Source organism: Alloprevotella sp. Lung230 (assembly GCF_014385435.1).
Classification (GTDB): domain Bacteria; phylum Bacteroidota; class Bacteroidia; order Bacteroidales; family Bacteroidaceae; genus Alloprevotella.
This window is the reverse complement of record NZ_JACSUD010000004.1, coordinates 93,443-114,956: the sequence shown is the minus strand read 5'-3', so window position 1 is coordinate 114,956 and position 21,514 is coordinate 93,443. Positions and strand designations below refer to the sequence as shown.

The following is a 21,514-nucleotide window of genomic DNA, read 5'->3' as shown; positions in this document are numbered from 1 at the left end:
GCTGCGTAAAACTACCTCTGAGGTAGAATCGACTACTTGTGCTGTATGAGAAAAGGAGACATAGAAGGGAGTGTCGATGGGAAGGAACCTCCTCGATGGTACATATCCCCACCGACTTCCTCTCCCATTCCTCGCGCGTACGCGCACGCACCACACTATTAAGTCGTGTTTTTTGCCTTCACTGCCTTCACCGTCTTACCCAAAATCACGAAGTGAGAGGGATGGCGGTGAAGGCAATTCTTTATTTTGCCTTCACCCATAAACAAGAGAATATCAACAACTTAGAGTGCTGGTGAAGGCAATGAAGGCAAAAAACACGTACTATATAATGTATACGCGCGCGAGCAGTCCGTGGAGCGTGAGCCTCAGCGAGCAGTGCGGATGCTGAACTCCTGCATGACCAAAGGACGGTGGCATCGGACACCAAGATGGAGAAACCGACCACGCGGTCTTTCAGGCGGCGCTGTGCCACGACGGCAGCCTTGTAGCACATGCCCTGACAATCCAAATATACAATTTGTACAGCGGTTTTCTTCTTTTTTAGAACCGCATCACTCCAAATGTCGGATGAACCTTTCTTTTGTCCTCAACCGATGTCAGAGGGAGCAACTATTGTCCTGTTGCAGGCCGACCATTCGGGCGAACTCGCCATTCAGCGCCATCAGTTCGTCCGGTGTGCCTTGCTCAACGATGGTGCCGCCGTCGAGCACCACGATGTGGTCGGCATTGCGCACGGTGCGCATGCGGTGGGCAATGATGATGACGGTCTTGTCGCGCACCAGTTCGGAGAGCCCGGCTTGTATCTTTGTTTCGTTTTCTGCATCGAGGCTGGCGGTGGCTTCGTCCAAGAGGATGACGGAGGCGTCCTTCAGCAGAGCACGGGCGATGGAGATGCGTTGGCGCTCGCCGCCCGAAAGCGTTTCGCCGTTTTCGCCGATGATGGTGTCGTAGCCTTGCGGCATGCGGCTGATGAAGTCGTCGCATCGGGCCAACTGTGCTGCACGGTGCACTTCCTCATCGGTGGCATCGCGTCGGCCGATGCGAATGTTGTCGGCAATGGAGGCATTGAAGAGCAGCACGTCTTGGAAGACGATGGCATAGTGCTTCAGTAAGGCTTCGGGTTCTATATCGGCAATGTCGCAGCCGCCGAGCAATATCTGCCCGCTGTCGATGTCCCAGAAGCGTGCTGCCAGTTTGGCCGTAGTGCTTTTGCCTCCGCCCGATGGGCCAACGAGAGCGGTCACCTCCCCCTGACGGGCGATGAAAGAGACGTTGTTCAGCACCTGCTTCCGACTTTCGTAGGCGAAGCTGACGTTGCGAAACTCGATGTCGTAGTGCTCCATCTCGGCCGGCTTGTTCCCTTCCTGCGCCGGCATGGCTTCAATCTCTTTCATGCGGTTGATGCGCACGTCGAGGAAGGTGAGGATGGCCAGATAGTTGCACACCTCCTGAACGGGATTGTAGACCATGGCCGAAACGATGAGGAAAGCCATGTAGACGAACACCGAAATGTCGCCGCGCTGCAGCAACCACGCTCCCAAGAGGATGACCGTGGGCAGACCCAGTTTTAGCAACATAATTGAGAGGTTGAGCAAAACGCCTACCACTAGTTCGCCGCGGATGAGCCCTTTTTCGTAAAGGTGGAGACGGTGGTCGAAGCTCCGGCAGTAAGCCGCTTCGCCGTTGTACGACTTGATTTCCTGCACGCACTCCAATCCCTCTTGTATCTGTTCGGTGACTCCACGCTTCACGTGATAGTGTCGGTCGAAGAGAATGTCGAGCCTATGCTTCGAGAGCAGGAGGATGGCAAGGGCAAGCGGAACGACCCAGAAGAGCGCTGCCGCCAGTCGCCAGTCGTAGCAGAAGAGGCTGACGGCAATGACGAGCATACTCAAAGCAGAGGCAAACAGTTGGGGGACGGCATGGGAAAAGGTCTGTTCGAGTTGTGTGCAGTCTTCCATCACGGTCGAGGTGAGGTCGGAGAGGTTGCGCTCACCGAAGAAGGCCAGCGGCAGACGCCGCAGTTTTTCGGCCACGCTGATGCGTCGCTGTGCACTTTCGGTGTAGACGGTGGTGTAGGTGCTGTCGTACTGCCATCGTGCCACCAGAAACATCACCACGGCCAGCACTGCCGCCAGGAGCAGGTAGAACCAGAGGGTGTGTCGTTGCAGCGCGGGCTGCGTGCCGACGTACTCCATGAGGAAGAAAAACAAATAGGTGGGCGGCAGCATCAAGGCCAGGTTGAGCAGAGTGGAGAAGAAGATGCCTCGCTGCAAGTCTTTTGCCCCTTTTTCCGACAAGGCAAAACGCTTTTGGAAGTATTTCTGAAAAAAATTAGTCATGGTCGTAAATCTTATTAAGTAGGTGTTCGAAATGAATTGATAATAGATCTACTTATAGTTTCCAAGCCACCGCTTTCCGATATTCGTTCCACATGTGGTAGTAGAGTGCCTCTTTCGCCATCAGTTGGTCGTGTGTGCCCTGTTCGGCAATGCGGCCGCCGTCTACGACGACGATGTTGTCGGCATCCCGAACCGTGGTGAGCCGGTGGGCAATCATCAGCACGGTCTTGCCCCGGGTGAGGTGTGAGAGGGCTTGGCGGATGAGATGCTCGTTTTCGGGATCGGCAAAGGCCGTGGCTTCGTCGAGCACCACGATGGGAGCGTCTTTGAGTATGGCGCGAGCCAGGACGATGCGCTGCTGTTCGCCGCCCGAAAGATAGGTGCCCTCGGCCCCGATGACGGTGTTCAGCCCTTCCGGTAGGCGGTCGATGATTTCACGACTTTGCGAGAGGTCTATGGCGCGATTTACCTCTTCGATTGTAGCTTCGGGATGGCCGTAACGAAGGTTTTCCAAGAGCGTGGTTTTGAAGAGATGGGTGTTTTGAAACACAAACGAAACGTTGCGCATCAGTTCGCCCTTGTCCATCTGCCGCACATCCGTGCCGCCGATGCTCACACTGCCTTTCCGCACATCCCAAAATCGGGGGATGAGCCGGGCTATGGTGGTCTTTCCGCTGCCCGAAGCACCGACGAGAGCCACGGTTTTACCCTCTGGAATGACGAGGTCGATATGGCTCACGGCATCCTTTTCTGCCCCTTCGTAGCGGAACGATACGTCACGAAGTCGGATGTCGAATGTCTTGGGCGTGGCCGGCGATGCACTTTCGGGAAGCGGCAGCGTGGAAGTGAGCGTTTCCAAACGCTCGACGGCTTCGTTGGCCATGAAGAGATTCTGACTGAGGTGCATCACCTTCATGATGTTGCCCGAAATCATTGGTGCAATGACGACGTAGAGAAACAAGTCGGCAATGACGAGCGTAGGCTGACTGCCGTGCCCCATGAGGAGGATGCCCGTCGGCACGAGAAAGAAGGCAAAGGCATTGACGGCAACGAGATAGGCCGACATGGGGGTGCGCCACAAGAGCGTGTACTTGATGACGAGGTCGCGGTAGTTGATGATGCTGTCGTAGAAACGTTTGAAGGAGAAAACCGTCTGCTGAAAAACTTTTACCACCGGAATGCCGCGCACATATTCCACCGCCTCGGCACTCATCTTCTCCTGCGCATCGAGATACATTCGCTGGAAATCGTTGTTGTTGGGGTTCATCATATAGCCCATGATGCCGAAGGCACAGACCATCGGCATCATGGCAGCCAGTCCCAACTGCCAGTCTACCACGAAGAGGAGAAGGATGACGCCGAGCGGAGCGACGATGCTTCCTGCCACATCGGGCAGAATGTGGGCCACGAAAGTGTGCGTCTGTGCGGAATCTTCGTCGATGATTTTGCGCATACGTCCGGTGTTTTGCGTGTCGAAAAATCCCAACGGCGCACGCATGAGCCGCTCCATGGCCCGGCGGCGCATGTTGGTCTCCACACGAAAGGCGGCAAGGTGGGAGAGCATGAGCACAGCAAAGTAGAGCAGCACATTGACGATAGATATGGCGAGCGCTGCAAGGGCGTAGTCCCACAGAGGCGTGTCGGAGAGGTTCCCCTCACTCGTGAGGAGGGTGCGCACCACAAGCCACAAGAAAATGAAGGGGACGAGCGACAGCAGTCCATGGAGTGCCGACAGCCCGATGGAGCAAGGCAACAGCAGACTGCGCCCTCCCATGTATGCTCCTAAGCGTTTGAGTGTCTTTATCATGACTATTTTATGTATTGAAAGTGTTATGGATTCATGAGTGCTTTCCAACCGGCCGTACTGTAAGCCGCATATTGCCGGAGGGCACAATCTATTTCCTGTTCGCTGTACTCATCGTGTTCCACCAGTTCGGAGAAGAGGTTCATCCAGGTGGAGCACGCGATGTGGAGCAGGAAGGGGGAGATGTTGGTGTTGATGTGAGGATAACGCGCTTTCATCAGCAGCAGATATTCCTGAGCAATTTCAGCCTGATGTTGGATGATTTTCGCCTTATAGCCGGCAAGGGATGTGCCTTCTGCCTGAAAAAGGAGCAATCGTAGTTCGGCGCGGAATTTTTGAACGAGTGTCTTGATGGACATGATGTGTTCTTCTTGAATTTCCTGCCCGGTGAAGATGTTGATGCTCAGGTTTCGCTCATCGTTGTGCGACTGTATATACCGATTGAGCGCATGGAGGAGTGGGCGCAGCACTTCGCAGAACAATTCGTCCTTGCTGCTGAAATAGGTGTAAATGTTGCCTACGGCGATACCCGCCTTTCCGGCTACCTGACGAATGGAAGTGCCCCTTACGCCGTGTGCAATGAATGCTTCACGTGCTATGGCGAGAATGCGCTGCCGTATGTCGTCTTTGAGTGTCTGCATAGGGATGAGTTGGGAGAGAAGTTGAAGTCTGAAATGAAAGGTGTTGCTACAATGAAAAAAGATTCTACCTACGACAAAAAGTTATTTTCCTCAAGGATAATCTATAGACCAAACCTTGGTTTATAGATTGCTCCTTAGCTTTTCAACTTTTCTTGCTGAAGCAATCAACTTTTTCGTTGAGCCGGATGAGCAGTGCCAAAATGAAGGGGGAATTTTGGACATTGCCGTGGCGAGAAAACGACTGTAAAATGAACGTTGTTTTGTTTTGTTCAAAAGAAAACGCACCATTCAGAGAAAGAATGGTGCGCTGAGTGGAAGGGGAAACCCCGTTTCTTCTTATAAGTTGGAGTCGGTCGCTTTGCATAACGTGGAGTTTGTTGGGTGCAAAGGTAGCAAGGCTGTAGAAAAGTCGCAATACCTAAAAATAGGTATTTTGTGATGAGAGGTGGAAGAACATGACTTCATCTCATTTCTTTTAAGGGAAAGAGATATCCTAATTGTCGCGCCAGAAGGCGGGGACAAAGGGGAGCAGGAGGGTGAAGATTTCGAGACGGCCGGCGAGCATCAAGAACGAATTGACCCAAAGGGCGGTGTCGGGGATGATGCCCCAGGCATCGAGCGGACCTACGAAATGGCCGATGGTGGGGCCGATGTTGGAGAAGGCCGAAATGCTCAGCCCGACGGCATCGAGGATGGGGAGGTGCATCATGGTCATGGCCGCTGTGCCGAGGGCGATGAGCACGATGTAGAAGAAGGTGTAGGCAAAGATGGACTGCGTGACATCGTTGCCCAGATAGTCGTGGTTGAGGCGCACGGGGAGGACGGCCCGGGGGTGGAGGATGCGCTTAAACTCGTTGCGCACAATCTTGAACGAGGTGAGCACGCGCACCACTTTCACGCCGCCGCTGGTGCTGCCCTGGCACGAACCGATGACGCTGATGGCGGTGAGGATGATCCAGGCCAGGTGGGGCCAGAGCATGAAGTTGTCGGTGGTGAAGCCCGTGGTGCTCATCAGCGACATGGCGTTGAAGAGGGCGTTGCGGAAGCTCTGTTCGCTGATGGTGTCGGCCTCAATCCACTTGGTGATGGTGATGATGACCACGGCCAGGGTGATGATGGCGAAGAAAAGACGCAGTTCTTCGTCCTTGAGCACCTGCCGGAAGCGGCGCTTGATGATGAAGAGGTAGAGCAGGGTGAAGTTGGTCGAGGCCAAGAACATGAAGAAGGTCGTGGCATATTCGATGGCGGGGGAGTGGAAGTAGGCCACGGACTCCGTGTGGGTGGAGAAGCCCCCGGTGGCGATGGTGGCAAAGCCGTGATTGACGGCATCGAAGAGGGACATGCCGCAGAGGTAGTAGGTGAGGATGCAGCTGCCGGTGATGAGAAAATAGACCGACCAGAGCCAATGGGCAGTGGTGGAGATGCGCGGATGGAGTTTGCCCATCTTCAGTCCGGTGGCTTCGGCCGAGAAGAGTTTTTGCTCGCCGATGCCCATGGCGGGGAGGACGGCGAGGGTGAAAAAGATGATGCCCATACCGCCAATCCAGTGGGTGAGACTGCGCCAGAAGAGGATGGAGTGGGGGAGTGCATCGACGTCGGAGAAGGCGGTAGCGCCGGTGGTGGTGAAGCCCGACATCGTTTCGAAAAAGGCCACTGCCACACGGTCGGTGTGTCCGTCGATGAGGAAGGGAATCATGCCGATGAGAGAATAAATGATCCAAACACTCGACACAATCATATAGCCATCGCGTCGTCCGAAATTGTTGTGGGCGCGGCGGCCTACGAGCAGCCCGAGCAGCCCGAGGAGGGCACAGATTCCGATGGGGATGAGCCACACCGAGGTGTTGGTCTCTCTATACCATTGCCCTACGAGCAGACAGAGGCCGAGCAGCAGGGCTTCGAGCCAGAGGAGACCGCCGAGGGCTTTGGCAATGATACGATAATTGAGCATAAGTAGGTGTACTTAGATGCGTGTTATTAGATGCGCTTTATTTGAAAAACTTCTCCAACTTTTTGCATTCGCCTTTGAAACTGAAAGCCACGACGATGTCGCCCGCTTCGAAGGTGGTGTTGCCGTTGGCCAGATAGCCGCGGTTGTTGCGCACGTAGCCACCGATGTTGACACTCGAGGGGAGGTGGAGGTCCTTGATGGGCTTTTGCGTGATGCGCGAGTCCTTCTTGACTTTGTATTCGATGACGTCGGCTTGGGCAATGCTCAGGTATTTGATCGACTCGACATCGGCGCGCAGCAGGAGGCGGTAGATGTGGCCGGCGGCAAATGCCTTCTTGTTGAGCACAGAGCCGATGTCGAGCTGTTCGGCCATGGCAATGTATTCCGTGTTTTCGACCATGGCAATCGTTTTGGGCACGCCGAGACGTTTGGCGGCCATGCAGGCCAGAATGTTGGATTCCGAACTGAGTGTCGCGGCCACAAACACCTGAGCGTGCTCGATGTTTTCGTCGCGCAGCAGGTCGATGTCGCGCCCATCGCCGTTGAGCATCAGAATGTCTGAGCGATGGATGGCCGAGCTGAGGTCGAGGTGGCGTTCGGGGTCGCGCTCAAAGAGTTTGACGTGGATTTTGGGGTCGAGGGTGTTGATACTTTGCACCACCGTGTCGGCGCCCCCCATGTAGAAGACGGTGTGGGCCTCGGGCGTGTCGGCCTTGCCGAGGATTTCGCGGACGAGGCCGATGTGGTCGGGTGTGGTCATGACAAAGACGAGGTCGTCCTCCTCAATGCAGTCCGACCCGTGGGGGATGAGGGTTTCGCCCCGCCGCTTGATGGCGGTGATGTGATAGGGGTCGTCCGGCCCGGAAAACTCCGCCAAGGGGCGATTGAGAATGGACACTCCGCGGCGCACTTTCACTCCGAAGAGCATGAGCTGTCCGCCCTGCACTTCCCACCATTGGCGCACCCAGGGGCGACGGATGAGGTGGTTGATTTCCTGCGCTGCGAGTTGTTCGGGGTAAATGACGGAGTCGACACCGAGGGTCTGGAAGAAGCTCAGGTTGTCGGGCTGCGTGTATTCGAGTTCGTCGACGCGCGCCACCGTCTTCTTCGCCCCGAGTTTTTTGGCGAGCATGCAGCAGGTCATGTTGCGACTTTCATCGGGGGTGACGCCGATGAAAAGCCCCGCACGCCCCACTCCCGCCTCTTGAAGGGTGCTGATGGAAGTGGGCGACCCGAAGATGGTGAGAATGTCGAGGTTGGAGGACACGGCGTTGAGCCGCGATTGCTTTTCGTCGATGAGAGTGATGTCGTGGTGTTCGCCCACGAGCATTTTGGCCAAGTGAGTGCCTACTTCGCCGGCACCGGCAATGACAACTTTCATAGGAGGGATTTTCTAACTTCTGATGTCTGACAAAGCCTGCGTGATGGCTTCCGTGTCCATTCCGCAGAGGTGATAGAGTTCGGTCGGTGTACCGTGCTCCACAAAGTGGTCGGGCAGGCCGATGCGCTGCACAGGGCAGGAGAGATTGTGGTCGGCCAGGAGCTCGAGAACGGCCGTGCCGACACCGCCTTTGCGCACACCGTCTTCAAGAGTGATGAGGCGCCGGTGGGTGCGCGCCATGTCGAGGATGAGAGCTTCGTCGAGCGGTTTGGCAAAGCGAAGGTCGACGTGGGAGATGCGCAAGTCCGGGCGTTCTACGGTGAGTCGGGCGATGGCATCGGCTGCCACATTGCCGATTGGGCCGAACGAGAGGAGGGCCACATCGCCCTGCCCATCTCGGCGTCCATCTTTGAGCAAACGTCCACGCCCCACTTCGATGGCTTCCAGCGGGCAGCGCCAGTCGACCAGTCGGCCGCCGCCGCGAGGGTAGCGGATGAAGAAAGGTCCTGTGGCCTCCTGCTGTGCGGTGAACATGAGGCGACGCAGTTCGTGCTCGTCGTAGGGCGAGGCAAGGGTGAGGTTGGGGATGGGACGGAGGTAGGCAATGTCGAAACTGCCGTGGTGGGTGGGTCCGTCTTCGCCCACAAGCCCCGCGCGGTCGAGGCAGAACACCACCGGAAGGGAGAGGATGGCACAGTCGTGGATGATGTGGTCGTAGGCGCGCTGGGCAAAGGAGGAGTAGATGTTGCAGAAGGGGATGAGCCCATCTTTGGCCATACCTGCCGAGAAGGTGGCGGCGTGGCCTTCGGCAATGCCCACATCAAAGGTGCGTTCGGGCATCGCTTCGGCCAGCAAGTGCATGGAGCAACCGGTGAGCATGGCCGGCGTGACGCCCATGATGCGTGGGTTGCTCTGTGCGAGTTCGACCAGCGTGTGGCCGAATACATCTTGAAATTTCGGAGGTTGCCCGTCCTTGCCCGTTTCAAGACGTTCGCCCTCTTGGCGGTCGAACTTGCCCGGGGCGTGCCAGACGATGGGGTTTTCCTCAGCCAGTTCATAACCCTTGCCCTTAGTGGTGTGGATGTGGAGCAAGCGAGGGCCGGTCATGTCTTTGAGGCGGCGCAACGATTGCACCAACTCCAGCACATTGTGACCGTCGTAAGGGCCGAAATAACGGATGTTCATCCCCTCAAAGATATTTTGCTGGGCGGTGATGAACGACTTGAACGCGTTGTTGAGGCGGATGAGCCTTTTGCGTCGCGGTGTGTTGAGCCATCCCCATTGCTCCAGTTTTCGAGCGAAGCGGTTGCGCCAGCGGTTGTAGAAGGAGGAGGTGTGGACGTGGTGGAGGTATTGCTTCATGCCGCCCACCGAATGGGAGATGCTCATGTTGTTGTCGTTGAGGATGATGAGCAGGTTGTTGGGCGTGTCGGAAGCGTTGTTGAGCCCCTCAAAGGCCAGTCCGCCGCTCATCGCCCCATCGCCGATCACCGCCACCACCTTGCGCTCGGGATGCCCCTGTTGCAAGGCGGCCACACTCATGCCGAGGGCAGCCGAAATGGAGTTGGAGGCGTGACCGCACACAAAGGTGTCGTAGGGACTCTCTTGGGGGGAGGGAAAGGGGCGAATGCCGCCCAACTTGCGGTTGGTGCAGAAGGCATCGCGCCGCCCTGTGAGGATTTTGTGCCCATAGGCCTGATGTCCCACGTCCCAAACGATGCGGTCCTCAGGCGTGTCGAACACATAGTGGAGCGCCACGGTGAGTTCCACCACCCCTAAACTCGAGGCCAGATGTCCGGGATTTTGTGCCAGTTCGTCGAGGATGTCCTCGCGCAACTCCTGACAAAGTTGTGGCAATCGTTCGAGAGGCAAGCGCCGCAGGTCGGCTGGTGAGTTGATATGGGAGAGCAGTTGATATTTCGACGGATTTGTCATGTCTAAGTGGTTGATGAGAGAGGGTAGAGGAGGGAAAAGGGCTGTCGGCTCACGACAGATGAGTCGTAAGTAGGCGTTCAGAATGAATACCTATTTACCTACTTCCCTACTTAGCAGAGAAGGCCGCCCGCACCTCCTGCTCGCGGAAGGCGGAGCGGATGTATTGCTGCATCATGGCGATGGCGCGGGTGTTGTCGCCGCCATTGGGGATGATGATGTCGGCGTGTTGCTTCGAGGGTTCGATGAACTCGTCGTGCATCGGCTTCAAGACGTTGCGATATTTGTCTATCAGCATGTCGAGCGGATGTCCCCGTTCGGCAATGTCGCGCTCAATGACGCGCAGCAGCCGTTCGTCCGGTTCGGCATCGACAAAGATTTTTAAGTCCATCTGTTCGCGCAACTCTTTGTCGTAAAGAGCCATAATCCCCTCCACGATAATCACCTCGTGCGGCTCCACGTGGATGGTCTCCTCCTGACGGGTGCAGGTGAGGTAGGAGTAGGTGGGTTGCTCGATGGCTTTGCCAAATTTGAGCTGCTCAATCTGATGGGCCAATAGCGGCCAGTCGAAAGCGTTCGGATGGTCGAAGTTGGTGAGCTTGCGCAACTCTTCGGGCACATCCCACTGGTGCTTGTAGTAGGAATCTTGGGGGATGACCGCGACGGAGTTTTCGGGCAAACTTTCTACGATTTTACGGACAACGGTGGTCTTTCCCGACCCCGTTCCGCCGGCTATACCTATGATTATCATGCGGTTGTGTGCTGTGATACGATTAGAAATGCAAACTTACGTAGAAAAAACGAAACTCGGAAATTTTTTATGGAAAATTCTTCCCCCTCGCCTTGGGAGCGGCTCAGAGGAAGCGGGGCATGTTTTTTTGAGGGCGATATTTTGCAGGAACGCAAATAATACTTAATTTTGCACCCAAAATCAACATTCATCTCATTTATCTTATACCATGGATTGGTTCGTGAAAATTCTACAAAACCCGGAGAGCATTGCGCATATTGTGATTTTGTATGCCCTGGTCATTAGTCTGGGGGTTAAATTGGGTCGCTGGAAGATTGGCGGCCGCAACGGCATCGCCTTTGGAGTCACGTGGGTACTCTTTGTGGGCATCATTGTCGGCCACATCTGCACCAACGTGCTTTATGCCGACCCCGCGGCGGCCGTGGCCTATCAGAAACCCATCATCGATGTGGTCAAGGAGTTGGGGCTCATCCTCTTTGTCTACTGCATCGGTCTGCAAGTCGGCCCCAGTTTCTTCGAAACTTTCAAGTCGGGCGGACTGGGTATGAACCTGCTCACTGCCAGTTTGGTGATGCTCAACGTGGTGGTCATGCTCGGCCTCTACTATTTGGGCGACTTTGCCGGTATCTTCTCTCATCCTGGTGATGCCAACAACTTGCCCATGATGGTCGGGGTGATGTATGGCGCTGTGACCAATACTCCCGGTCTCGGTGCGGCCAACGGTGTTCTGCCCGACCTCATCCAGTCCGGCACCATCCCCACCATCGCCAACGGCTACGCCTGCGCCTATCCCCTCGGTGTGGTGGGCATCATCCTGGCCACTCTCGCCATCCGACTACTTACGGGAGTTTCCTACGAAAAGGAGCAAGAAGCCATCCGCCAGTCGGAAGAAAGCAACCCTCATGCCACCCCCAAGCACATCCTTGTGCGTGTGACCAACAAGGCCGTCGTGGGCCGTTCGCTCGAAGCGCTTCACCAGTTCCTCAACCGCCAGTTTATCGTCACGCGGTGTATCAATCCCGATGGCAGTTTCTTCATCCCCAACCACGAAACGGAACTCGAACTGGGCATGAGCGTGCACATCGTCTGCACCGAAAATGAGGCCGAAGCGCTCACCCTACTCATCGGTGAGGCAGAGCCTTTCAACGAGCCCGAAACCATCGAAACGACCAACTACGTGAGCAAACGCTTGGTCATCACCAAACCCGAAATCAACGGCAAGACCTTCGGCCAACTGCATTTCTCGTCCCTCTATGGCGTCAATGTCACCCGCGTCACTCGCAACGGCATGGAGCTCTTTGCCGCCCGCGACCTGCCCCTCCAAGTGGGCGACCGCATCATGGTGACGGGACGTGAAGAAAACATCGAGCGCCTCAAAAACGTCATCGGTGCCCACGTCAAGCACCTCGACCACCCCAACGTTGGTGCCATCTTCTTCGGCATCCTCGTGGGTATCATTGTCGGCCAGTTGCCCATCCCCATCCCCGGTGTGTCTGTGCCTGTGAAGCTCGGTTTGGCCGGTGGTCCTCTCGTGGTGGCCATCCTCATCGGTGCCTTTGGCTATCGCTACAAAATCAACACCTACACGTCCACCTCGGCCAACCTCATGCTCCGCGAAGTCGGTCTCATCCTCTTCTTGAGCAGTGTGGGCATTCAGGCCGGTGCTTCCTTCTGGAAGACTATCATGGAGGGCGACGGCGTCCACTATGTCTGGATGGGTTTCCTGATTACAACCCTCCCCATTCTCATCGTAGGTCTCTACGGACGCTTGAAGATGAAGCTCAACTACTTCACCCTGATGGGCTTGATTGCCGGTTCCAACACCGACCCACCGGCCTTGGCTTTTGCCAACGCCACAGCGGGCAACAACGCCCCGGCCGTGGGCTACAGCACCGTCTATCCGCTCGCCATGTTCTTGCGCATCCTCATGGCGCAGCTCGTGTTGCTCTTCTTCATGTAGTGCCTCATATCTTATAGACTTCTTCTAAAATAACGGACTCGGCAGGATTTTGTCTTTCGGCAAAGTCCTGCCGAGTCCGTTTGATGATGTTCCTTTTGGCACTGTTCGTCAGGCTCAATGACAAAGTTGGCTGCTTCTGCAAGAAAAGTTGAGAAGCTAAGGAGTAATCTATAAATCACACTTTGGTTTATAGTATTCCTTGGAGAGAATTATCTTTTGTTGCGGATGTGGTCTTCTTTTTGTCTGAACACTGTACGTCGGGTGGAACGAACGTCGTGTACTTTCAAGATAGGAGTGCTGCGCTAAAATGTTGTGCACATTGAGTTCGGGCAAAGTCGAGACGGCTTTGGCTGTATAGCAAAGAATTTATATCTTTGCACCCGACTGAGTACATATAGTGCATAAGACTGTCGGCAAGGAATTCCCGATAGCGGTGTGCACGCTCTTCGACATTCAACTTTTAAATCTTCAATATCATGTTTTCAACCTTACGATTTCGCAGCACCCTGTTGCTGCTCCTGCTCGCCATCGTACTGCCCCTTTCGGCGGAACTGAGGGAGTACACGCTCTTCTCGTCCGGTATGCCGCAGACGGCCACCATCACCATCCGCGGTTCATCCTTCCGCGGTGTGAACGCACAGGGCGACACCAAATTCAAAGCCGAACCCATCGAGGAAAGTGATGTGAAAGTGACCTGCGGAGGCGGCTACGGCTACACCGTGCAGGTGGACAACACCCATCGGCAGGTCAATGTAGACTTCCTCCAGATGTTCATTCCCACCCTCTCGCTCCATGGCGAACGACATCCCTACCTGCTCAAAATGCCGGCCGCCTACATCGGAAAGAAGGGCAACAACCTCGTGTCCACGACCCAGAAGTCGGAGGCCGACCGCTTCCTCTTTCTCGAAGACCAAAACACCATCGGCCACTACTATATCTATGACCTCGCGGCCAATGGCTACATCACCTACACCCGCGTGGCCAATGCCGATCTGCAAACCACGCAGTCGGGCAGCTATGTGAAGGTGGTCACCTCGGCCTCGGCGGCCAAAACGTGGAAAATCCTCCTGCGGACCGACCGGGAGAACGTGAGCATCATCCCCGGCAGTGTGGCGCAGGTGAAGGAAGATACCCCTTCGTGGAACTTCACCGGCGGGGTGAACTACAAGGCCGTGCTCAACCTCTGGCGCACCGACGACGGCAACAGTGCATGGACCATCATTGACCCCGCGGTGGGTTCGCTGGCCTGCGCCACCACGTTGTTCAGCCTTCCCGGAGCAGAATTTATGCACAAACTCGTGGCCAATTCGGGCGAGACCGTGCAGAGTGTCGACTTCGGTGCGCTCGCCGGTTTCAGCCTCAAAGACGACCGTACGGCCGTGGGCAACCGCTACAAGTACGTCTACGGCACGGCGCCCGAACAGGAAGGCGAATACGTCTACCACGTCAAGGTGGCTGCCTCCGACGGTGTGGTGAGCAGCATCCCCGTCCGCCTCACCGTGAGTCGCCACCTGCAGTCGCCCACGCCCATGATGGGATGGCTTAGCTGGAACTGGTTTGCCAAATCCATCAGTCACGACAAGATGGTGGCCATCGCGCAAGGGATGGAAGACAAAGGTCTTTTTGCGGCTGGCTACAACACCATCGTCCTCGACGACGGATGGGGGACGCAGGAGGCCGACAAAGCCAAACTTACCTACGACCCCGTCAAGTTCCCGAAAGGCATCAGCGGGCTCAAGGCTGCCCTGCAAGCCGTCAATCCCACAGCCAAGGTAGGCATCTACAGCGATGCCGGCCGCATGACCTGCGAAAACTATCAGCCCGGCAGCTATGGCTACGAACTGCCCCACATGCAGCTCTTCGAGAGTTGGGGTGTCGATATGCTCAAGTATGACTTCTGCAATAGTGAAGGAGCAGCCTATCCAAGCTACAAAGCGATGGGGCAGGCGGTGAAGCAAATCAACGACGCCCGCGCCGCTGCCGGTCGTCCTCCCTTCGGCTACAACATCTGCGAGTGGGGCACCAACCGCCCCTGGACCTGGGGCGCTGAAGCCGGTGGCAGCAGTTGGCGGGCCACGGCCGATGCGCGTGAAAGCTGGATCGGCAACCACAGCCGACCCGGTGTGCTGGGCGGTGTCGACGAGGTGCGCGACCTCTGGATGTATGCCGGTGTCAATCGCTTCAACGACCTCGACATGATGTGCATCGGGCTCCACGGTCTCGGCGGCCCGAGCAACAACACCTCCGACCACCAAAGCAACGGCGGCATCATCCCCGGCCTCAACAACGCCCAATCCCGCAGCCAGATGAGCCTCTGGTGCATGCTGGCCAGTCCGCTCGCGCTCACTTGCGACCTCCGCGCCACCCCCCGAGGCGAAGCCAACGGCGGCGTGTCGATCCCCACACCTCTTGTCACCAAAGCCGACCTCGCCACCCTCACCAATGCCGACATCATCGCCATCAACCAAGATGCCCTCGGCCAGCAGGCGGAATATATGGCCGAGCTCAGCACCGGCAACACCGACTTTGCGAAGACGGGCTTCGATGTCTACGTCAAGGACCTCACCGGCGGCCGCAAAGCCATCGCCGTGACCAACCGCGGCGGAGCGTCCATCGCTTCGCGCACACTCGACCTGACGAAGCTCTATCTCAAAGCCACTGCCACCTACCTCTCTAAGAATGTGTGGACCGGCACAACGACCGAAGTGACCGGCCGCCTCACCACCGGCGCGCTCGCTCCCTACGAAACGAAGGTGTTCCTCCTTACTGAAAAGTCGGGTACCACCGGCATCGACCCCCTCCCCGGCAGCAGCCAAACCGCGGCCGCTCAGGCTCAAGGCCGCTTGCACGACCTCTCCGGCCGCAGGGTGAGCGCTCCCACTTCCGGCGTCTACGTTTTGGAAAACGGGGCGAAAATCATTCGTTAAGGCACCCCACGGTTTTCGCGCTCTCCATCGTGCCCGCCCTTGTTCTCAACACGTTTTTGCCCCGCTTGTGGGACAACATCTGCAATCCCCACTCCTTTTTCCGGCACTAACGCGCGCCTTCTGAATGCAGCGAACCCCTTCTTTGGATCATCCAAGGAAGGGGCTCGCTTTTTTGTGCTTCACGCTGCAAATGGATTGGACACACTTGTCCAATTCATTGGATTGCCTTGTCCAATTTTACTTCACATGGAGCGCTGTTTTTGTCGGACGAGAAGGTATTTGGAACTTTGGGGGAGCTTGGGATGGTATTTTCCTTGTTTTTTTTGCTTAAAATCGCGTCTTCTTTGGGCATTATTAAAAGAATTTATATCTTTGCGGTGCTTTACGTCGTGTTGAAATGCGGATGTTTTGCCTTTTTCTCTCACGGAACTCCATATACATATACACCAACCCCATAAATTAAATTCAGCCATGAAACACTCCCTAAGTCCTCTCTTGCGGCGCGCTTTCTATGTACTTCCTGCCGCCCTCATGCTGTGTAGCTGCGTTGACTCTTCCGTCGACTATGGCGATGTCGATATGAAAGTGAAACTCAATGTTGATGGATTGAAGGTGAAATTCGGCAACACTGAAAGGATTAAACTCGTGGACCTCCTCAAGCCCGAAGGAAATATCAAAACCGATGCCAACGGGCTTTACTACCTCGTGGAAACCGGGCAGACCCACCTGGACTTCACCATAAAGAAGGCCTCGTCTGAAATAGAGGTCAACCAGTTGAACGTGGGTTACAACTTTGGCAACGACATCTGGAAACATCTGCTCTCCCAGCTCACCGATGCACAAAAGGCGCTTTTGGCTACAACGGGCTACGACGTGCCGGCCAACACCAACCCCGACTACACCGCTTTTGAAGACGGCAAAGACTTCGACTTCAACCTCTCTTGGAGCGACGAAGTGAAGCAGGTGAGCAGCATTGGTTTGGGCAACGTCACGTTCAACCTCAAACTGAAACTGCAAGATGATGTGGCGACGCACTTTGCCATCTACGGTCTGAAAAATCTCAAAATCACACTGCCTTCTTATATCAAGTCCAACAGCGCCCACTACAAGGATGGCATCTACACGCTGCCCAATCGAACCATCGTCGAAGGTCTGCGCGAAATCGACTTGGGCAATATCGTGGTGGATCGTCTCGCCTTCGCCAAAGCCTTGACCTCCCACCAGGTGCCTGCCGAAAAGTTTGGTCTCAAAGGCGAACTGGCCATGGGAGTGAAAACTCCTTTCCACGTGTCGGGCGACAAAGCGCCCAAAGCGACCATCGCCTTGCTCGTGACGGTGAATGGGAAGAACAAAGACGTGGTGGCCGCCAAAACGGTGACGGGGGTGTTCAGTCCCTCCATTGCCCCGAAGATCGACCCCATTCAGGTGAAGGCGCAAGTGCCCGACTTCCTGAGCGGCGACGATGTTGCGCTCAAGGTCGACCAACTCACCCTCCGCTTCGATGCCGACATGACCGATGTTCCCGCGGCCGTAGTGTTGCAAAAGGGTAAACTCACCGCACAAGCCGGCGGCAAGCACACTGAAGTGCAGCTCGCACCGGAGGGCGTGCGCTTGGAGAAAGACCGGAAGAACGTGGTTTATTTCTACCAAGGCGAGCAACCCTACGACACCGAAACCGCTCCTGCCGATGCACGAAAGTCGGTGGTCAAGGATTTCGGCCGGCTCATCGAAACCATCCCCGATGTGGTCAACGTCCGCCTGAACGATGGCGCTGTGCGGTTGGCCGGCGAGGAAGTCACCCTCGAATTCGGCCGTCAGTATCGTGCCCAATCGTCTTACAAGATGTTGGTGCCCTTTGCCTTCTCGCAGGGGCTGAAGGTCGACTACACCGATGAAACGAGCGACATCGACATGGACATGGACGACGTGACGAGCAGCAACCTTGCGATTGCTGTCACCGCCGATGTCCTCACCAATATCCCTCTCTCGCTGAAAGCACGCCTCATCCCGCTCGACGAAAAGGGCAATGTGATTGCCGGTATCACCGTGTCGGAAGTCGACATCAAGGGAGCTCCCGATGGCAATGTTGTGACACGCCCCATCACCCTCACCCTCAAAGCCGACCATCCCAAAAGCCTGCAACTCATCAAGCGCTTCAAGTTCTCCGTCAAGGCATCGGCCGACGAGGTGAACAAGGCACAGACCTTGCGCAGCGACCAGTATCTCCAAATTCAGAATGCCAAACTCAACTTTGGCGGAGCCATCATTGCGGATTTCAACTAACCTTCAGTACTCACAAACATCATGAAAGCTCTTCATAAAACCCTTCTTGCCGCTCTCCTCGGCAGCGCAGCCTTCACCGCCGCAGCACAGGAAATGCGCACTTCCTACTTTATGGAAACGGCCAAGTTTCGCCACCAGTTGAATCCCGCCTACATCAGCGACCAACGCTATGTCTCCATGCCCTTCTTGGGTAACTTCAACGTTGGGTCGGTGGGCAACTTCGGCGCTCGCACCTTCATCTACGACATCGACCCCGCCCAAAACAACGGCCGGCGTTACGGCACCTTTCTGCATCCCGACGTGAGTAGTGGTCAGTTCTTCAGCACGCTGGGCAGCGACGATGTGCAGGGCGGTGTCTATCTCAATATGAATCTCATCTCCGTGGGCTTCAAAGCGTGGCAGGGCAACAACATTATTGATGTCAATTTGCGCTCCAACACCGACTTTAAGCTCCCCAACCAACTCTTCCGTTTTGCCAAAGAAAGTGGCGCCAACAGTAGCTACAACCTTTCGGATTTGGGTATGAAAAGCCAGTCGTACTTAGAAGTAGCGCTGGGTCACTCTCACGCCATTGATGACCACTTTGTGGTGGGTGCCAAGGCAAAACTCCTCTTCGGTTTGGCCTATGCCAACCTGAAAGTCAAGCAGCTCGACCTCACCCTCGACGACAACAAGTGGGAAGTGATGGGGCAGGCTGAAGGGGCTGTCGCTTTCCAAAACACCCACTTCCGGATGGACAGCAAGGGCCGCTTGGACGACCTTGAGGACTTCAAAGGCGGCATGACCGGTTTCGGTGTGGCCTTCGATCTTGGTGCGACCTACAAGGTGCACGGTATGGAAAACCTCACCCTCAGCGCTGCCCTCAACGACATGGGCGGCATCAACCATAGTCAGGCGCAAAATCTCAAAACCAAAGACAATGCGAAGTGGACGTTCAGTGGTTTTCGCCAAGCCTACGTGGCCTCCGACAAGAGCGGTTCGCAGGAGTTGGGACACGAGTTCGACCAAATGGGCGAAGACTTGAAAGACATGCTCAACCTCTACGACACCGGCCGTAAAGGTCACGGCCAGGGTCTCGCCACGACGCTCAACATCGGTGCGGAATACACCCTGCCCGTTTACGACAAACTCAGTTTCGGCCTTCTCCACTCCCACCGCATCAACGACATTTATAGTTGGAACTCCACCATGCTCAGTGCCCGCGTCCGTCCCATCCGCTTAGTGGAAGTCGGCCTCAGCACGGCCTTCACCAGCACCGGTACGCAGTTTGGTGGCATGCTCACGCTCAACGCCCACGGTTTCCACTTCTTTGTCGCTGCCGACCGCTTTGTGGGGCGCCTCTCCAAGCAGGGCATTCCCCTCAACAGCTTGAACTCCAACGTGGCCTTCGGCATCGGCTTTCCCCTCTCCGCCGAAGCCCATCGTGCGCAAAAGTAGGAACTATCCTACTGCCGAAGAATGGCATAAAAAAACTTGAAGACGGTAGAAATAAGTTTGTAAATGAGAGAGTTATCCTCTTGAAATAGAAATCCTCTATCTCGTGTTTGTTTATATCTGTTGGCGGGGTGCAAGATGCGCCGTATCTTTGCACCAGAAAACAAGAAAAAAACAATAATACATCAACCCCTCAAAACAATCACTCTTATGAAAACTCTCGAAATCACCGGCCTTAATGCCGCTGCCGTAGCTCCCGTAGTCAAAGCTCTCAACCAACTGCTGGCTGACTTCCAGGTATACTACACCAACCTCCGTGGTCTGCACTGGAACATCCGTGGCAACCAGTTCTTCTCGCTCCACACCCACTTCGAAGACCTCTACAATGACGCTGCCGGAAAGGTGGACGAGATTGCCGAACGCCTCCTTCAGCTCGAAGCTACCCCCGAACACCGTTTCAGCGCCTACCTGCAACAATCTGAGGTGAAGGAACTGGGTGTGGTCCACGACAAGGAAGATGCTTTGCAATACGTCTTGGACACCCTTCGTCTGCTCATCGCCGAAGAGCGTGCCATCTTGGCCGCTGCTCAAGAAGCCGGCGACGAGGTGACGGTAGCCCTCATCAGCGACTATCTCCGTGGTCAGGAGAAAGAAGTGTGGATGCTTGCCGCCACCCTCGCTTAATTCCTACTCGTTGTTACGCAACATCATTTGCCCCCTTGCCTTTGTTCGCCAAAGGTGAGGGGACTTTGTTTTTGGAGGAGGCGAACGTAGGGCGGAGCAAGCGGCATTCTTCTCTCCCTTTGTCTCTCCGAAATGTTCCACCCGCCCCGACAAAACAACGTCCCCCGGCACGGATAGTCGCTTTTTATACAGCGAAAACGCATCCAATGCGAATTATTTCGTAATTTTGTGCACGAATAACAGCCTCCTCACAACGCGGTCAATTCTTACCAACAAAACCCTAATGCTGGCGGACAAGATTTGCAATAACTCCATTCTTCGATAATTTTTTCAACACTATGAAGTATTTTCTTTATTGTCTTAAGCACTATGCCGACTTCAGCGGCCGTGCACGCCGTTCGGAGTTTTGGTACTTTCAGCTCTTCAACGTTCTTATTTTTATTGGTATTTACCTTATCATTCTAGCAATAAAAAGAGTAATAGGAATAGATTGGAGTTTCATAATATCTGTATATCCGATTGCCTTATTCATTCCTAATTTGGCAGTCTCAGCTCGACGCTTACACGACACGAACCGAAGTGGTTGGTGGCAACTATTGACCATCATTACCGGACTCATTACGTTTGGTTTGGTAATAATCTTGGTGTATCTGCTATTCTTTTATGCCATATGGGGCATAGATATGCGTGGCTTCTCTATTTTTATGGAAGAAAAACTGCTTTCAGTTCTTTTGTTCATCTCCATCATTTGCCACATAGCTGCAGAAATCCTTCTTCTAGTTTGGTATTGCAGAGACAGCCAACAAGGGGTAAATAGATTTGGTCCTAACCCCAAAGAAGGAAACAACGCAAATCCAGTTCAATAGGCTCTCAATAAAGGTGGATACCCAAATCAACAAGGTTTTCATCTCAGGGAAAAGCAATAATTGAAATGCTAGAGCATTCAACTCACAATAAACCCTTTAAACAATCCTTTTATGAAGTATTTTCTTTATTGCCTTCAGCACTATGCTGACTTCAACGGCCGTGCTCGACGTTCCGAGTACTGGTATTACACCCTATTCAACACCTTGATTTACATTGCATGCGTTGTTCTTGCTTTATTGTTAGCTCTTGCAACAGACACTCCTGGATTCATATCTCTTGCCTATCTTTGGGGGCTGGCAACATTGCTACCCACAATTGCAGTATGTGTGCGCCGTCTTCACGACACGGGCAAAAGTGGGTGGTTTTACCTAACTGTTTTAATCCCTTTAGTGGGAGGAATCCTTATGCTCGTCTGGATGTGCACCGATAGCGAACTAGGACATAACGGGTATGGCCCTAACCCTAAGGGTGTAGGTAACGATCTTTACGGCGATCCTTACCAAGGATAATCTTTAAGTAACTACCTTTGTAGCACAACTCACTCAGACACCGAGCGA

The 21,514-nt window shown here is 54.9% G+C and carries 14 protein-coding genes; 7 read left to right on the top strand and 7 right to left on the bottom strand.

Translation table 11 applies throughout. From position 1 onward, the window contains the following. Window positions 1–596 precede the first annotated feature (596 nt). The 7 genes from H8527_RS04015 to udk form a co-directional block, all read right to left on the bottom strand. Window positions 597–2,342, bottom strand: a complete 1,746-nt coding sequence (locus H8527_RS04015; RefSeq protein WP_187545815.1) for an ABC transporter ATP-binding protein — start codon at window positions 2,340–2,342, stop codon at window positions 597–599. A 52-nt stretch (window positions 2,343–2,394) separates the two neighbouring features. After that, on the bottom strand, window positions 2,395–4,149 hold the full coding sequence (locus tag H8527_RS04010) for an ABC transporter ATP-binding protein (RefSeq protein WP_187545813.1): 1,755 nt from the start codon (window positions 4,147–4,149) through the stop codon (window positions 2,395–2,397). 23 nt (window positions 4,150–4,172) lie between these two features. Further along, the gene (locus tag H8527_RS04005; protein WP_187545811.1) at window positions 4,173–4,787 is read right to left on the bottom strand and encodes a TetR/AcrR family transcriptional regulator; all 615 of its coding nucleotides are present in this window, start codon (window positions 4,785–4,787) and stop codon (window positions 4,173–4,175) included. A gap of 493 nt (window positions 4,788–5,280) precedes the next feature. Next, the gene (locus tag H8527_RS04000; RefSeq protein WP_187545809.1) at window positions 5,281–6,738 is read right to left on the bottom strand and encodes a TrkH family potassium uptake protein; all 1,458 of its coding nucleotides are present in this window, start codon (window positions 6,736–6,738) and stop codon (window positions 5,281–5,283) included. Between the two features lie 37 nt (window positions 6,739–6,775). Beyond that, a complete protein-coding gene (trkA, locus tag H8527_RS03995; protein ID WP_187545807.1) occupies window positions 6,776–8,119 on the bottom strand; it encodes a Trk system potassium transporter TrkA in 1,344 nt (447 codons plus the stop codon). Window positions 8,120–8,131: 12 nt separating this feature from the next. Further along, window positions 8,132–10,054 carry a 1-deoxy-D-xylulose-5-phosphate synthase gene (dxs, locus tag H8527_RS03990; RefSeq protein WP_187545805.1) on the bottom strand — a complete coding sequence of 641 codons (1,923 nt, stop codon included), beginning with the start codon at window positions 10,052–10,054 and terminating at the stop codon, window positions 8,132–8,134. Between the two features lie 106 nt (window positions 10,055–10,160). After that, on the bottom strand, window positions 10,161–10,802 hold the full coding sequence (gene udk, locus H8527_RS03985; protein ID WP_187545803.1) for a uridine kinase: 642 nt from the start codon (window positions 10,800–10,802) through the stop codon (window positions 10,161–10,163). A gap of 208 nt (window positions 10,803–11,010) precedes the next feature. Here udk and H8527_RS03980 point away from each other — a divergent pair, with 208 nt between their 5' ends. The 7 genes from H8527_RS03980 (at window position 11,011) to H8527_RS03950 (ending at window position 21,466) form a co-directional block, all read left to right on the top strand. Then, on the top strand, window positions 11,011–12,762 hold the full coding sequence (locus H8527_RS03980) for a putative transporter (RefSeq protein WP_187545801.1): 1,752 nt from the start codon (window positions 11,011–11,013) through the stop codon (window positions 12,760–12,762). 476 nt (window positions 12,763–13,238) lie between these two features. Further along, on the top strand, window positions 13,239–15,689 hold the full coding sequence (locus tag H8527_RS03975; RefSeq protein WP_187545799.1) for a glycoside hydrolase family 27 protein: 2,451 nt from the start codon (window positions 13,239–13,241) through the stop codon (window positions 15,687–15,689). 471 nt (window positions 15,690–16,160) lie between these two features. Further along, window positions 16,161–17,972 (top strand): hypothetical protein, encoded by a 1,812-nt coding sequence (locus tag H8527_RS03970; protein WP_187545797.1) that lies wholly within the window; start codon window positions 16,161–16,163, stop codon window positions 17,970–17,972. Between the two features lie 21 nt (window positions 17,973–17,993). After that, window positions 17,994–19,409 (top strand): DUF5723 family protein, encoded by a 1,416-nt coding sequence (locus H8527_RS03965; protein WP_187545795.1) that lies wholly within the window; start codon window positions 17,994–17,996, stop codon window positions 19,407–19,409. Between the two features lie 207 nt (window positions 19,410–19,616). Further along, window positions 19,617–20,090 carry a Dps family protein gene (locus tag H8527_RS03960; RefSeq protein ID WP_187545793.1) on the top strand — a complete coding sequence of 158 codons (474 nt, stop codon included), beginning with the start codon at window positions 19,617–19,619 and terminating at the stop codon, window positions 20,088–20,090. 338 nt (window positions 20,091–20,428) lie between these two features. After that, window positions 20,429–20,956 carry a DUF805 domain-containing protein gene (locus tag H8527_RS03955; protein WP_187545791.1) on the top strand — a complete coding sequence of 176 codons (528 nt, stop codon included), beginning with the start codon at window positions 20,429–20,431 and terminating at the stop codon, window positions 20,954–20,956. Between the two features lie 111 nt (window positions 20,957–21,067). Next, window positions 21,068–21,466, top strand: a complete 399-nt coding sequence (locus H8527_RS03950) for a DUF805 domain-containing protein (RefSeq protein WP_187545789.1) — start codon at window positions 21,068–21,070, stop codon at window positions 21,464–21,466. The last annotated feature ends 48 nt before the right edge of the window (window positions 21,467–21,514 follow it).